The organism is Curtobacterium sp. MCBD17_028 (genome assembly GCF_003234875.1).
GTDB lineage: Bacteria > Actinomycetota > Actinomycetes > Actinomycetales > Microbacteriaceae > Curtobacterium.
On record NZ_QKTQ01000008.1, the window covers coordinates 90,777 to 102,681 of the forward strand.

12 protein-coding genes and 1 riboswitch are annotated in these 11,905 nt (G+C 73.8%); of the genes, 7 read left to right on the forward strand and 5 right to left on the reverse strand.

Annotated features, from left to right (window positions below; genetic code table 11):
* Positions 1 to 57 precede the first annotated feature (57 nt).
* On the forward strand, positions 58 to 2,091 hold the full coding sequence (locus tag DEI86_RS11105; RefSeq protein WP_111049551.1) for a S9 family peptidase: 2,034 nt from the start codon (positions 58 to 60) through the stop codon (positions 2,089 to 2,091).
* Positions 2,092 to 2,207: 116 nt separating this feature from the next.
* Here the strand turns inward: DEI86_RS11105 and gcvP are convergent, their stop codons facing one another.
* From gcvP to gcvT, 3 genes are read right to left on the reverse strand one after another with little or no spacing between them, the layout of a single operon-like run.
* Positions 2,208 to 5,195 carry an aminomethyl-transferring glycine dehydrogenase gene (gene gcvP / locus DEI86_RS11110; protein WP_181439763.1) on the reverse strand — a complete coding sequence of 996 codons (2,988 nt, stop codon included), beginning with the start codon at positions 5,193 to 5,195 and terminating at the stop codon, positions 2,208 to 2,210.
* Between the two features lie 16 nt (positions 5,196 to 5,211).
* On the reverse strand, positions 5,212 to 5,589 hold the full coding sequence (gene gcvH / locus DEI86_RS11115; protein ID WP_111049553.1) for a glycine cleavage system protein GcvH: 378 nt from the start codon (positions 5,587 to 5,589) through the stop codon (positions 5,212 to 5,214).
* 2 nt (positions 5,590 to 5,591) lie between these two features.
* Positions 5,592 to 6,755: a glycine cleavage system aminomethyltransferase GcvT gene (gene gcvT / locus DEI86_RS11120; RefSeq protein ID WP_111049554.1), complete on the reverse strand. Its 1,164-nt coding sequence runs from the start codon at positions 6,753 to 6,755 to the stop codon at positions 5,592 to 5,594.
* Positions 6,756 to 6,912: 157 nt separating this feature from the next.
* Positions 6,913 to 7,027: riboswitch (glycine riboswitch) on the reverse strand.
* A 98-nt stretch (positions 7,028 to 7,125) separates the two neighbouring features.
* Between gcvT and DEI86_RS11125 the strand changes: the two genes are divergently transcribed.
* Together DEI86_RS11125 and DEI86_RS11130 are read left to right on the forward strand one after the other, a co-directional pair.
* Positions 7,126 to 7,503, forward strand: coding sequence for a BlaI/MecI/CopY family transcriptional regulator (locus tag DEI86_RS11125; protein WP_111010873.1), 378 nt, complete (start codon positions 7,126 to 7,128; stop codon positions 7,501 to 7,503).
* Between the two features lie 11 nt (positions 7,504 to 7,514).
* Positions 7,515 to 8,300, forward strand: a complete 786-nt coding sequence (locus DEI86_RS11130; protein ID WP_111049555.1) for a M56 family metallopeptidase — start codon at positions 7,515 to 7,517, stop codon at positions 8,298 to 8,300.
* On the opposite strand, the gene DEI86_RS16565 is transcribed toward DEI86_RS11130, so the two are convergent.
* Positions 8,272 to 8,439 (reverse strand): hypothetical protein, encoded by a 168-nt coding sequence (locus DEI86_RS16565; RefSeq protein ID WP_181434884.1) that lies wholly within the window; start codon positions 8,437 to 8,439, stop codon positions 8,272 to 8,274. The genes DEI86_RS11130 and DEI86_RS16565 overlap by 29 nt on opposite strands.
* Before the next feature lie 220 nt (positions 8,440 to 8,659).
* Here DEI86_RS16565 and DEI86_RS11135 point away from each other — a divergent pair, with 220 nt between their 5' ends.
* The 3 genes from DEI86_RS11135 to DEI86_RS17035 all read left to right on the forward strand — a co-directional run bounded on the left by DEI86_RS11135 (position 8,660) and on the right by DEI86_RS17035 (position 9,924).
* Complete coding sequence (locus DEI86_RS11135; protein ID WP_111010875.1) at positions 8,660 to 9,154, forward strand: FBP domain-containing protein; 495 nt, start codon at positions 8,660 to 8,662, stop codon at positions 9,152 to 9,154.
* Entirely contained in the window at positions 9,151 to 9,417 is a 267-nt protein-coding gene (locus DEI86_RS11140) for a hypothetical protein (protein ID WP_111013659.1), read from the forward strand. Before DEI86_RS11135 ends, DEI86_RS11140 begins: the two co-directional genes overlap by 4 nt.
* Before the next feature lie 96 nt (positions 9,418 to 9,513).
* Positions 9,514 to 9,924 (forward strand): antibiotic biosynthesis monooxygenase, encoded by a 411-nt coding sequence (locus tag DEI86_RS17035; protein WP_111049556.1) that lies wholly within the window; start codon positions 9,514 to 9,516, stop codon positions 9,922 to 9,924.
* Between the two features lie 6 nt (positions 9,925 to 9,930).
* Here DEI86_RS17035 and DEI86_RS11150 read toward each other — a convergent pair whose 3' ends face one another.
* A complete protein-coding gene (locus tag DEI86_RS11150) occupies positions 9,931 to 10,773 on the reverse strand; it encodes an alpha/beta fold hydrolase (protein ID WP_111049557.1) in 843 nt (280 codons plus the stop codon).
* Between the two features lie 824 nt (positions 10,774 to 11,597).
* Between DEI86_RS11150 and DEI86_RS11155 the strand changes: the two genes are divergently transcribed.
* Positions 11,598 to 11,888, forward strand: coding sequence for a hypothetical protein (locus DEI86_RS11155; RefSeq protein ID WP_111010879.1), 291 nt, complete (start codon positions 11,598 to 11,600; stop codon positions 11,886 to 11,888).
* Positions 11,889 to 11,905: the final 17 nt, after the last annotated feature.

Sequence of the window (11,905 nt, forward strand, 5' to 3'; positions counted from 1 at the left end):
GAGGACCGGGGTACGCCCCCACTCCCCCTCCCGCCGACCGGTGATTAGCGTTGCACCATGCACCCCTCCGACATCGCCCACCTCGTCATGCCGTCCCGCGCCGCCGCCGTCGCCGACCCCCGCTCCGGGGCCCCGCTGCTCGTGGGCCTCACCCGTCCCGACCTCGACGCGGACGAGAACGTCGGCCACGTCGTGCGCCTCGCGGCCGCCGACGGGCGGTGGACCGCGACCGACTGGACCCACGGCCCGCACGACGGCGCCCCGTCCATCTCGCCCGACGGCCGGTGGGTCACGTTCCTCCGTCGCGTCGGCGGCACCGGCCCGGACGCCCACCCGCAACTCGTCGTGATGCCCACGGCCGGTGGGGAGGGCCGGGTGGTCACGGCCCTGCCGCTCGGCGCCGAGGCCCCGGCGTGGTCCCCCGACTCCACGCGGATCGCCACGACGGCCCGGATCCCCGAACCCGGCCGTTACGGCACCCCGACCGCGAACGGCACGGCCGCGGACGCCTCGGCCGAGCCCCCGCGGCACATCACCCGGCTCGACTACCGCCAGGACGGCGTCGGGTTCCTCCGCGACCGTCTGCGGCGTCTCGTGGTCGTCGACGTGGCCGCCGCCCTCACGGGAGACCCCGTCGACACCGCGATCACCGATGACACCACCGGGGTGAGTGACCCCACGTGGACGCCGGACGGCACCGCGCTCGTGGTGAGCGCCCCGCGTGACGCCGGCGCCGCCGAGACGACCGAGAGCGACCTCTACCGGGTCGACGCGGTCTCGGGCGCGATCACGCTGCTCGTCGAGTCCGACGGCACCGCGGCCGCACCGCAGTTCGGACCCGACGGCACCCTCTTCTTCCTCGGGACCGACCGGACGCAGGGGATCGTCGCGGTCCCGACCGGGCTGTACGCGGCGCGGACCACGGACGACGGCCCCGTCCGTGCCCGCCGCCTGACGGACCACCGCACCGTCGACCTCGAGGTGGGGCCGGGCCTCCTCGTCCCGCGCAGCGGTGACGTGCTCGTCGGGGTGCTGCACCGTGGGGCGGTCGAGCTCCGTGCCGTCCCGTGGACCACGGACGCCACCGCGAGCGCCGCGGACGACGACGCGAGCACCGGCGCGGAGCCGCTGCCCCTCGACGCCCTCCCCGTGCTGCACGGCGGCGAGGTCGTGGTGCGGGCGATCACCGCGATCGGCGAGGACGTCGTCATCGCCACGGTCGGCCTGCCGGACAGCGCCGGGGAGGTCGTGCTCATCGACACCGCGGCGGGCTCCGTCGAGACCCTGAGCGATCTCGGTGCCGGCCTCCGCGCTGTGGGACTGCGGCCCGTCGAGGAACTCGTCGGCACCGCTCCCGACGGACACGAGGTGCACGGCTGGCTCGTCCTGCCCGAGGGCGAGGGCCCCCACCCCGTGCTCCGCGTCGTGCACGGCGGCCCGTTCGCGCAGCAGGACCGGGCGGTGTTCGACGAGGCGCAGATCTACGCCGCAGCCGGGTACGCGGTCGTCCTCGGCAACCCACGCGGCTCGGCCGGGTACGGCTTCGACCACGGCCAGGCGATCATCGGACGCCTCGGCACCGTCGACGTCGACGACGTCCTGGCGCTGCTCGACGTGGCGCTCGAGCGGGACGACCTCGACGCCTCGCGGGTCGGGATCATGGGCGGCTCGTACGGCGGGTTCATGACGAGCTGGATCGCCGCCCGCGAGCCCGAGCGGTTCACGGCTGCCTGGAGCGAGCGGGCCGTCAACGCCTGGGACTCGTTCGCCGGCAGCTCGGACATCGGATGGTTCTTCGCCGAGGCGTACGTCGGCGCGGACCCGGAGGACCAGCGCCGCCAGAGCCCCCTGACCTACGCCGCGGACGTGACGATGCCGTTCATGGTCGCGCACTCCGAGCAGGACTGGCGGTGCCCGCTCGAGCAGGGGCAGCGCCAGTTCGTCGCCCTGCGCCGTGCAGGGGTGGAGGCCGAGTTCCTGCTGTTCCCGGGCGAGGGCCACGAGCTGTCCCGGTCCGGGCGCCCGAGCCACCGGGTGCAGCGGTTCGACCACGTCCTCCGCTGGTGGAACACGCACCTGCCGGTCGTCTGACGGCCGCCCCCGTCCGGCGAGAGTGCAGAACACGCCGCTCACCTCGCGAGGTGAGCGGCGTGTTCTGCACTCTCGGCGCCGAGCCGGGCCGGGCCGGGCCGGCCCGGCCGGGCTGATCAGGCCTGCGCGAACGCCTCGATCGGCGGGCAGGCGCACACGAGGTTGCGGTCCCCGTACGCCTGGTCGATCCGGCGCACGGGCGGCCAGTACTTGCGACCGGCGATGCCCGGCAGCGGGTAGACGGCCTGTTCACGCGTGTAGGCGTGCGCCCACTCCCCCGCGATGACGCTCGACGCGGTGTGCGGCGCCCCGACGAGCGGGTTGTCGTCGGCCGGCCAGGTGCCCGCGGCGACCTCGTCGGCCTCGGCACGGATCGCGAGCATGGCGTCGACGAACCGGTCGAGCTCCGCCAGGTCCTCGCTCTCGGTCGGCTCGACCATGAGCGTGCCCGCGACCGGGAACGACATCGTCGGCGCGTGGAACCCGTAGTCGATCAGGCGCTTCGCGACGTCGTCCACGGTGATGCCGGTCGCCTCACGCAACGGCCGGAGGTCGAGGATGCACTCGTGCGCCACGAGACCGTCGTCGCCCGTGTAGAGGACGGGGAACGCGTCGCGCAGCTTCGCCGCCAGGTAGTTCGCGCCGAGCACGGCCGACTCGGTGGCGCGCGTGAGCCCCTCGACGCCCATCATGCGGACGTAGGTCCACGTGATGGGCAGGATGCTCGGGCTGCCGTACGGCGCCGCCGAGACGGGTCCGCCACCGTGCGCGAGCCGGTCCGCGCCGTCCGGCGTGACCGAGCCGGGGCGACGGTCGGCGTCCTGCGCGAACGGGTGGCCGGGGAGGAACGGGGCCAGGTGTGCCCTGGCGGCCACCGGTCCGACACCGGGTCCGCCGCCGCCGTGCGGGATGCAGAACGTCTTGTGCAGGTTGAGGTGCGAGACGTCGCCGCCGAAGTCGCCGAAGCGCGCGTGCCCGAGCAGCGCGTTGAGGTTCGCGCCGTCGACGTAGACCTGCCCGCCGGCCTCGTGCACGGCGTCGCAGATCGCGCGGATCTCGTGCTCGTACACACCGTGCGTCGACGGGTAGGTGATCATCAGCGCGGCCAGGTCGTCCCGGTGCTGCTCGGTCTTGGCGCGGAGGTCGGCGAGGTCGACGTTGCCGTCCTCGTCGCACGCCACGACGACCACGCGCATGCCCGCGAGCACGGCGCTCGCGGCGTTCGTCCCGTGCGCGCTCTGCGGGATGAGGCAGACCGTGCGTGCGGTGTCCCCGTTGGCGCGGTGGTACCCGCGAATCGCCAGGAGTCCGGCGAGCTCACCCTGGCTCCCGGCGTTCGGCTGCACCGAGACGGTGTCGTACCCGGTGACCTCGGCGAGCCACGACTCGAGGTCGGCGATCATCGACAGGTACCCGGCGACGTCCTCACGCGGCGCGAACGGGTGGATCCCCGCGAACTCCGGGCAGGTGACGGCGGCCATCTCGGTCGCGGCGTTGAGCTTCATCGTGCAGCTGCCGAGCGGGATCATGCCGCGGTCGAGCGCGTAGTCCTTGTCGGCGAGGTGCTTGAGGTACCGCATCATCCGGGTCTCGCTGCGGTGTGCCTGGAACACGGGGTGCGTCAGGTACGCCGACTCGCGCCGCAGCGCGGCCGGGAGGCCCGGGGCGGCGTCACGCACCGCGGCCTCCGCCATCGGGACGGTCATGGTCGACGCGGCCGACTCGGAGGCCTCCGAGTCGGCTGCGGCGACGTCGCGGAACACGTCGGCGAGCGCTGCGACGTCCTCGGGCGTGGTCGTCTCGTCCGCCGAGAGCTGGAGGGTGTCCGCGTCGACGAGGTGCAGGAGGTACCCGCGGTCGCGCGCCGCGTCGACGATCGCGGCGGCCCGGCCGGGGGCGCGGAGCGTCAGTGTGTCGAACCAGGCGTCGACGGGCACGCCGATCTCGGCGGCGCGAGCCGCGTCGGCGATCGCGGCGGTCGTGCGGGCGACCCGGTCGGCGATGAACCGCAGGCCCTCGGGGCCGTGGTAGACGGCGTACATCGAGGCCATGACGGCGAGGAGCACCTGCGCGGTGCAGATGTTGCTCGTCGCCTTCTCGCGCCGGATGTGCTGCTCGCGGGTCTGCAGGCTGAGGCGGTAGGCCATGCCACCGTCCGCGTCGAAGGACACCCCGACGAGGCGACCGGGCAGCTGCCGCTCGAGGCCCGCGCGGACGGCGAGGTAGCCGGCGTGCGGTCCACCGAAGCCGAGCGGCACGCCGAAGCGCTGGGTCGTGCCGACGGCGACGTCCGCGCCGAGGTCACCGGGCGACGCGAGGAGCGTCATCGCGAGCAGGTCCGCCGCGACGACGGCGATGCCGCCCCCGTCGTGGATCCGCTCGATCACCGACGCGGGGTCGACGACCCGGCCGGACGCGCCCGGGTACTGCACGACGAGTCCGAAGGCGCCCTCGACGTCGACCTGGTCCGGTCCCCCGGCGACGTCGAACGTGCGCAGGGTGATGCCGACGGCCTCGGCCCGGTGCTCGAGCAGCGCCATGGTCTGCGGCAGGACGTCCCGGTCGACGAGGAACACGTCCCCGCGGACCTTCGAGGCCCGGCGGGCGAGCAGCATGCCCTCGACGACCGCGGTGCCCTCGTCGAGCATCGAGGCGCCCGCGGTGGCCATGCCGGTCAGGTCGGCGACCATCGTCTGGAAGTTGATGAGCGCCTCCAGCCGGCCCTGCGAGATCTCCGGCTGGTACGGCGTGTAGGCCGTGTACCAGCTCGGGTTCTCGAGCACGTTCCGCTGGATGACGGCGGGCGTGTGGGTGCCGTGGTAGCCGAGTCCGATCATCGGGCGGCGCACGGTGTTCCGTGCCGCCATCCGACGGAGCTCCGCGAGCGCCTCGGTCTCGCCGACGGCACCGGGGATCACCGAGTCGACGACGGGCTCGGCGTGGATCGCGGCGGGGACGGCCGCGCGGACGAGCGCGTCGAGGGAGTCGTACCCGACGGTCTCGAGCATGAGGCGCTGGTCGGCCGCGCCCGTGCCGATGTGGCGGTCGGCGAAGGTGGTCTGCAGGTTCTGGTCGGCCTGCGGGGTCCGGTCGTGCTGGGTCATGTCCTCGTCCATCCGATCAGCCCGCGAAGGCGGCGTACGCCTCGTGGTTCATGAGGTCCTCGGGGAAGCTGGTGCCGTCGACCTGGATCTTGACGAGCCAGGCTCCACCGAAGGGGTCCTGGTTGACGAGGTCCGGGGTGTCCACGACGGCGTCGTTGCGCTCGACGACGGTGCCCTCGATCGGCGAGAACAGCTCGCCGACGCTCTTCGTCGACTCGATCTCGCCGAGGGTCTGTCCGGCCGTCGCGGCGGTGCCGACCTCGGGGAGCTCGACGAACACGACGTCGCCGAGCTGGTCCGCGGCGAACTGGGTGATGCCGACGGTGACGACGTCACCCTCGACGAGGAGCCACTCGTGGTCCTTGGTGTAGCGGAGCGCGGTGATGTCGGTCATGGTCAGCCTTTCTGGCCTGGGGCGGCGCTGGCGGGGCGGCGGTAGAAGGGGAGTTCGGAGACGGTCGCCGGGACGGCGGTGCCGCGCACGTCGACGCGCAGGACGGTGCCCGGGGTGGCGACCGCAGGGTCGACGTACGCCATGGCGACGGGGTGCCCGAGCGTCGGTGACAGGGCGCCCGAGGTGACCGTGCCGACGGTCTGGCCGCCGTCGAGCACCGGGTAACCGGCACGGGCGGCACGGCGACCCTCCATGACGAGCCCGACGAGGACCGGGGCGTCGGTGGCGGGCGTGACCCCGGCCCTCCCGACGAATTCCGTGTCCATCGCGACGACGCGACCGAGTCCGGCCTGCGCGGGACGCACGGTGGCGTCGAGTTCGTGGCCGTACAGCGGCATCCCGGCCTCGAGCCGGAGCGTGTCGCGTGCGGCGAGCCCGGCGGGCACGACGCCGCGGTCGGCACCGGCGTCGAGCAGGGCGTCCCAGAGCACGGGCGCCAGGTCCGTGGGGCAGTAGATCTCGAAGCCGTCCTCGCCCGTGTAGCCGGTGCGGGCGATGAGGACGTCCTGCAGGTCGAACGAGGCGTGCAGGACGCGGTAGTAGCGGAGCTCATCGAGCGGCGTCTCGGGCTGCAGGCGATCGGCGACGACGAGCGCGTCGAGCGTGCCCGCGGCGGCCGGACCCTGGATCGCGACGAGGGCCGTGGTGTCGCTGTCGTCCGTGACCTCGACGTCGTGGCCCACCGCGCGGTCGCGCAGCGCGGCGACGGCGACGTCGCGGTTGGCGGCGTTCGCGACGACGAGGAACGCGTCGTCCTCGGTGCGGTACACGACGACGTCGTCGAGCACGCCGCCGTCGTCGGTCAGGAGCAGCGAGTACTTCGCCCGACCGACGGGCATCGTGGCGTGCTTGCCCGCGAGCGCGGCGTCGAGGTACGCGCCGGCACCGGGCCCCTGGACGCCGATCTCCGCCATGTGCGAGAGGTCGAACAGCCCCGCGGCGCTGCGCACGGCGTGGTGTTCGGCGAGGTCGGAGCTGTACCGGACGGGCATCTGCCAGCCCGCGAAGTCCGTGAACGTGGCGCCGGCGGCGGCATGGGCCTCGTGGAGTGGGGATCGGCGGTGCACCGATGGTCCGGCACTGCCCGACGGGGTCGGATCGGTCATGGGGTGGAGTTCTCCTGCGTCGACGCGTCCCGGCGGGGACGCCGGTCGGAACTCCCCCTCTGTCATGTGCCTGAGAGTTTCGCCGACCGGTCGGAGGCGGTCGGCTTTCACCGTGGGCGAGGGCACGCCGTGACGGCGCCCTGCTTTTCAGAGTGGCCTGACCCCTGCGGTCGTACGACCTGAGAGATTGACGGGGAGGTTGCTCCTTCGGTGTCCGGTCTCGCGGTCGCCGGCTCGGCGCGCTCGTGATCGGACTCTCCCGCAGGGTGTGGTCGGCCCGGTGTGCTGTTGTGGCCCCGATCGTACCAACGCCGTGTTACGGCCTCGTGACGAGGCCGGCCGGTCGTTCGACATCTCGTAGGATCACCGCGTGGCCGGACAGCGATCGCGCCCGCGTGGGCAGCTCGAGCAGGCGGTGCTCGACGTGCTCTGGTCCGCGGGCCCCGACGGCCTCACCGCGCGTGAGGTCCTCGACCGCTGCGACGAACCACGACCCGCGCTGACCACCGTGCTGACGGTGCTCGAGCGCCTCGGGCGGAAGGGCGGGGTGCTCCGCGACGAACAGGCCGACGCCCCCCTGCGGTTCCGCGCGAGCCGCTCCCGCGCCGATCACGCCGCGTCCCTCATGGAGTCCGCGCTCGCCGCGTCGAGCGACCGCGAGGCCGCGCTGCTCCGCTTCACCGGCTCCCTGGCGTCGGACGACCTCGAGGCCCTGCGTCGCGCGATCGACGCGCGCGCCCGGTCCTGACGGGAACGACCGTGATCGTCTGGGGCGTCGCCCTCGTCGTGACCGCGGTCGTCGTGGCCGCCGCCGCTCCCCGGCTGCTCACCCGGTGGGCGTGGACGATCGACCGCCCTCGGACCGCGCTCGTCAGCTGGTGCGCCGCGGTCCTGATCGGGGTCGGCGGCTCCGTGTCGGGCGTCACGCTCGTCGCGCTCGGGGGTCGACACGGCGAGGACCCGTTCCGGCTGGCGGCCTCGCCGACCCACGGCGCGCACCTCGTGGTGGCCGTCGCCGCGGTGCTCGCGTTCGTGGTCGCCGTCCGCGTCCCTCCCGGGCCGGAGCACGCGGCCGTCCGCGCGGCCCTGCGAACCGGGGCGGCGGAACGTCGTCGTGTCGCCGGGACCGAGATCGCGGTGGTCGCGGGCGAGCGCGCCCTGGCGTGCGCCGTGCCCGGACGCGACCGCACCGTGCTCGTCAGCACCGGACTGGCAGCGCGCCTCCGTCCCGACGAACTCGATGCCGTCGTCGCACACGAGGCGGCGCACCTGACGGGGCACCACGCGGCCGTGGTCGGCGTCGCGGAGTCGATCGAGCGGGCGGTGCCGTGGGTGCCCGGCGCGCGCGCCATGGCGAGTGCGACCCGGGTCCTGGTCGAGTTCGCCGCCGACGACACCGCCGCCAGACGCGTCGGTGCCGAGGTGGTGGCCCGAGCGATCGAGCGCAGTGACGTCGGTGGTGCGGCGCCCCTGACCGGCGTCCGGGTCGCTCGACTCCGAGACCGGCCACACCGGGTCAGCGCCGGTGGCGGGCAGCTCCGGTGACGTCGCGGAAGAAGTCGGCGTAGAGCACGGGCTCGAGGTCCCCGTCGACCGGGTACCCCCAACGGCGCTCGCGGCGCTGCTGTCGGAACGTCTTGATGCGAGCCGGGGGGACGCCCGGCTCGGACTCGTACAGACTCATCTGATCCCCTGGTGCCTGATCGCTTGGGTGTCGGTGGTCGGTCGTCGCCCGTCGAGGACGACGTCGGCGCTCGCTGCGCTCGGTGTGCACGCGGTGCGCTTCTGGTCCTTCGACAGTACGTGCAGCGTTCTCGGCGAGTCAGGGGTTGACCTGGCCCCCGGACAGGGGTAGTGCCAGGGCGCCGTGTCCGGCCCGCGCGGTAGGATCGGGTACCACCACCATGAGGGGGACCGTGAAGGCACTCACCGAGTCCGACATCCGATCGTCGTTCGTCAACGCGACCCCGGAGGAGCTCGACCACCTGCCGATCCCGGGTCTGCACGAGATGCTCTGGGACGAGCGCGAGTACCTGGGTTGGCGCGACCCGCAGGCCGCCCGCCGCGGCTACATGGTCCACTGGATGGACGGCCGCCCCACCGGGATCGTCGTCCGCGCGGCCGGCGGTTCGCTCCGGCCGGGCATCGCGGCGATGTGCTCCTTCTGCCACTCACCCCAGCCGGCCACGCAGGTCCGGTTGTTCTCGGCTGCGCGTGCCGGCGAGTCCGGCCGGAACGGCAACACCATCGGGTCCTACATCTGCGAGGACCTGGCGTGCTCGCTCCTCATCCGCGTGGCGCCTCCGCACCTCAACCCGCCCGAGACGATCGCAGCCCGGTCCGCGGCCCTGCTCCAGCGCGTGCAGAACTTCACCGCGGACGTCATGAAGACCGCGTGACCACGGGTGCTCCCGACCGGTTCGCCGCGGCGCGCTGGGTCACCGTCGAACGCCACGACGCCGGGCGGTGGTCCGTCACGGTCCTCGATGAGGCCGACGACGAGATCGCCTCGTTCGGCATGGGGGTCGAGGGCGAGTGGGAACCCGACGTCGTGGACCACGTGGCGTTCGCGCTGACCCGGCTCGGATTGCGGACCGTCGGCGCCCGCCCCTGGCGTGAGGACGAGCTGGGCCTGGCCCGCGCAGCCGTCCTGCCCGCCTGACACCGCGCCCCGGTCGCGTTCAGCGCGCCCCGTTACGGTTCGGGAGGCACGGGTGCGGCCCGCACCGCGCCTCCAGACCGGAAGGACCACCGCAGCATGTCCGTCGTCAAGATCAACGCCATCCACGTCCCCGCCGGTGCCGGCGCCGAGCTCGAGCAGCGGTTCGCTGCCCGCAGACACGCGGTCGACGGGGCTCCCGGCTTCGAGGGCTTCCAGCTCCTCCGCCCGGTGAAGGGCGACGACCGGTACTTCGTCGTCACGACGTGGGCGGACGAGGCGTCGTTCCAGGCGTGGGCTGCCGACGGCGCGAAGGCGGCGCACGGCGGTGGGTCCGAGGGTGCGCACGGTCGGCATGCGGCGGCGGCCGGCGAGCACGGCGCTCCTGCCGGACACGGCGCTCCTGCCGGGCACGGGGCCGCCGCCGGACACGGCGACGCGCAAGACGGCGCCCGACGCCCCGTCGCGACCGGCGCGGATCTGCTCGAGTTCGAGGTCGTCGAGCTCTGAGACCCGCTACGCCGTGACGGACCGCACGCGGTCGAGCACCACCTCGGCCACGAGCGCGGCCGCGTTCTCGGGCAGCCAGTGGTCCTCGTCGACGGCCACGAACCGGTAGGGCGCCGCGACGTACCGCTCGGTCGCCTCGGCCGCGACCCGACCGAGTGCCGCGTCCCGGGAGCCCCACAGGTACGACGTCGGGACACGGACCAGCGGGTCGACGCGCGGCGTGCCGGCCGGAGTGGGCAGCGCCAGTGCCCGGTACCAGTCGATCGCCGCGCGCAGTGCTCCTGGCTCGCGCATCCGACGGTCGTACCGCTCGGCGGTGGCGCGTGCGAGGCCCATGCCCTCGAGCACCGGGACGAGACGCCCCCGGAGCAGCCGTTCGGGGAGCCAGGGCACCTGGAACGCCGCGATGTACCACGACCGCAGGGCCTGGTCGGAGCGGACCGCCGCGAGCGCCATCGCCCGCGGGTGCGGGGTCGCCAGGACCGTGAGCGACGCGAGTCGGTCGGGAGCCCGCTGCGCGAGCCGCCAGGCGACCAGCCCGCCCCAGTCGTGGCCGACGAGGTGGACCCGCTCTGCGCCGAGTCGGTCGGCGAGCGCCAGGACGTCGTCGACGAGCCAGTCGCGCCGGTACGCGCGGCGTCCCTCCGGTCGCGCCCCGAGCGCGTACCCGCGTTGGTCCGGCGCGACGACGCGGAGGCCCTCGGCCGTCAGGAGCGGCGTGACCGCCCGCCAGGTGCTCCGGTCGGCGGGGAACCCGTGGAGGAGGACCGCGACCGGACCGTCTTCTGGGCCGCTGTCGTCGACGTCGAGGACGAGGCCGCCGCGGCGGAGCTGGTCGATGCGGGTCATGCCGCCACGGTAGGCCGCCCACGAGTGGCGGTCCGGCCCAACGGGGTACGTGCGAACTGGGAGCGACGGCGCAGCGGCCCATCGGGCGGCCTGCTGTGGGAGCGGGAGGAAGATCCGACGCCCTCGACCTGCCGGGAGGACCGGATCGGGAGGGGTGGGGGCTCGACACCCGAAGCCGAGCCCACCACCGGCGGCACCCGAATCGCCGCTCGTAACCACGGGCCCCGAAGCCCGGATTGGTTGCGAGCATATTGGGACGGCCGTGTCCGCCGCAGCTCCCGCACGTCCCCAGACCAGAGGTAGAACGAGTGTTCTGTACCCCGCCGGAGGGTGCCGATGGTCGGAACACGCGCCGTTCATCCGCCGAGCGGCGGCGGATGCGTCCCCCAGCCGCACGGTACGGATTCTGGACCGACACAGGTCGCACACGTCACCCCGGCACGCACGACCACGGCAACGACAGCGGCGGTCGCCCGGTCTCCTGACCGAGGCGGCCCTCGCTGGCGGGCCGTGCGCGCACTCGTCGCCGTCTTCGCTGACGAACCCGCCACCGGCGCGGCCCCCTTCCAGTCCTGCCCTGATGGTGCTAGAGTTCGGAGCTGGCGTTCTGCCGCGGACCCATCTCATCCGCCCCGCCGCCTGCTCCGTACCGGCTCCATCGAGTCGCATTCCACCGGGGCCCCGTCCCGCCGATCATGGCCGGACAACCCACGCCGACCTCCGGCGTGTGCGATCCGAGTGCCCGCCCGGCCAGCGCCCTGTAGAAGGGATCGAGGCCAGCGCACCGCGCTCGTCGCCAACGAACCATCGGAAAAGACAGCACCATGACCAGCACCATCGACTTCATCCAGATCAGCGGGACCGTGCTCGACGCGCCCGTCCTGACCACCGACGACCTCGTCGAGTTCGTCGTCGCCGACGACGTCTCCCGTCGCGAGTTCCTCGTCCGCCTCCCCCGCACCGAGCTCGGCGCGCACGTCGTCGCCGGCGCCCACGTGCAGGCCGCCGGCGCCGCCGGCTGGGTCGTCCCGGGCCGTCCCTGGCGGCACGAGCCGAGCCGCACGATCCTGCAGGCGCACGACGTGCAGCTCGCGGCGCTCGCCTTCGCAGCCTGACGGCACCGTGGGGCCCG

Excerpts from the sequence above, each read along its gene's own strand:
- DEI86_RS11105 (WP_111049551.1), top strand. The coding sequence starts at position 58 with ATGCACCCCTCCGACATCGCCCACCTCGTCATGCCGTCCCGCGCCGCC.
- gcvP (WP_181439763.1), bottom strand. The coding sequence starts at position 5,195 with ATGACCCAGCACGACCGGACCCCGCAGGCCGACCAGAACCTGCAGACC.
- gcvH (WP_111049553.1), bottom strand. The coding sequence starts at position 5,589 with ATGACCGACATCACCGCGCTCCGCTACACCAAGGACCACGAGTGGCTC.
- gcvT (WP_111049554.1), bottom strand. The coding sequence starts at position 6,755 with ATGACCGATCCGACCCCGTCGGGCAGTGCCGGACCATCGGTGCACCGC.
- DEI86_RS16565 (WP_181434884.1), bottom strand. The coding sequence starts at position 8,439 with ATGAGTCTGTACGAGTCCGAGCCGGGCGTCCCCCCGGCTCGCATCAAG.
- DEI86_RS11135 (WP_111010875.1), top strand. The coding sequence starts at position 8,660 with ATGAGGGGGACCGTGAAGGCACTCACCGAGTCCGACATCCGATCGTCG.
- DEI86_RS17035 (WP_111049556.1), top strand. The coding sequence starts at position 9,514 with ATGTCCGTCGTCAAGATCAACGCCATCCACGTCCCCGCCGGTGCCGGC.
- DEI86_RS11150 (WP_111049557.1), bottom strand. The coding sequence starts at position 10,773 with ATGACCCGCATCGACCAGCTCCGCCGCGGCGGCCTCGTCCTCGACGTC.
- DEI86_RS11155 (WP_111010879.1), top strand. The coding sequence starts at position 11,598 with ATGACCAGCACCATCGACTTCATCCAGATCAGCGGGACCGTGCTCGAC.